Source organism: Acetobacter sp. DmW_125128, from assembly GCF_008704325.1.
Classification (GTDB): Bacteria; Pseudomonadota; Alphaproteobacteria; order Acetobacterales; family Acetobacteraceae; genus Acetobacter; species Acetobacter oryzifermentans.
Genome location: NZ_VHOP01000102.1, coordinates 1 through 847, shown reverse-complemented (window position 1 = coordinate 847; position 847 = coordinate 1). Strand labels below are relative to the sequence as shown.

1 pseudogene is annotated in these 847 nt (G+C 50.3%); it reads left to right on the top strand.

The window, feature by feature from the left end:
- Positions 1-457: 457 nt before the first annotated feature.
- A pseudogene (locus tag FKW19_RS15505) lies at positions 458-847 on the top strand (energy transducer TonB); the annotation flags it as partial.

Here is an 847-nt window from a genome sequence, read left to right as displayed (position 1 = left end):
TCACTCACAGGCCCACCCTCCATCGGTAAGCCTCTGAATCACAACCGCTCGCTCAGTTCAATAAATTAATAGGTCCTGAGCCTAGCCGTGCGTCTTGACACGCTTTTTTACAAAATTGCGCCATACGGGAAGGCTCATGCTTTGCCAGAATATCGTGGGCCTTTATAAAATAACTATAAAAAATAGTCTTTTCCCAATTGACTCATTTTTAATGTTATATCTACATAAAAACCTTATGGTTTCGTTATTTTGAGTGGAAACAGACATGCGCTGCTATGATTCTGACAGGCACAGCCTTCCCGATCACTATTTGGCAACGAGGAAGTGCATTTTTTGTTTTTGGTAAGAAACGAAAATTTATCTTACCTTCGAAAAGTAACAATTTATCAGGAATAATATTTTTCTAGAGTTGCTTTTTCAAAATTTTCTCAAAAAGCAACGGAGGGAAACTGGCGTAATGCAGGATAACTCTCAACAATCGGAGGGGAAGGAGCGTTATGTTCTTCGCGCTAGTGGTGCGGTTGGAGCTGGTGCGCTTATAGCGGTTCTTCTTTTGCATGGAGCTGGTGTGTGGGGTCTGATGTATGGGATGGGCACCACAGCAAGCGTGCCTGTTGAGCATCCGCCGATTAAGGCTGAGATGCTGCCGCCCCCTCAGCCGCCCCCGCCGCCACCTCCACCGCCGCCGCCACCGCCGGTAATGGCCGAGCCACCACCACCGTTCATTCCGCCGCCCAAGATCAAGGTGCCGCCACCGCCCAAGCCGCCCATCAAGCATGTGGCCAAGGCGCCGCCCAAACACCCGGCACCACCACAGACCAAAACGGCCAAGGCCCCGCCAGCCACC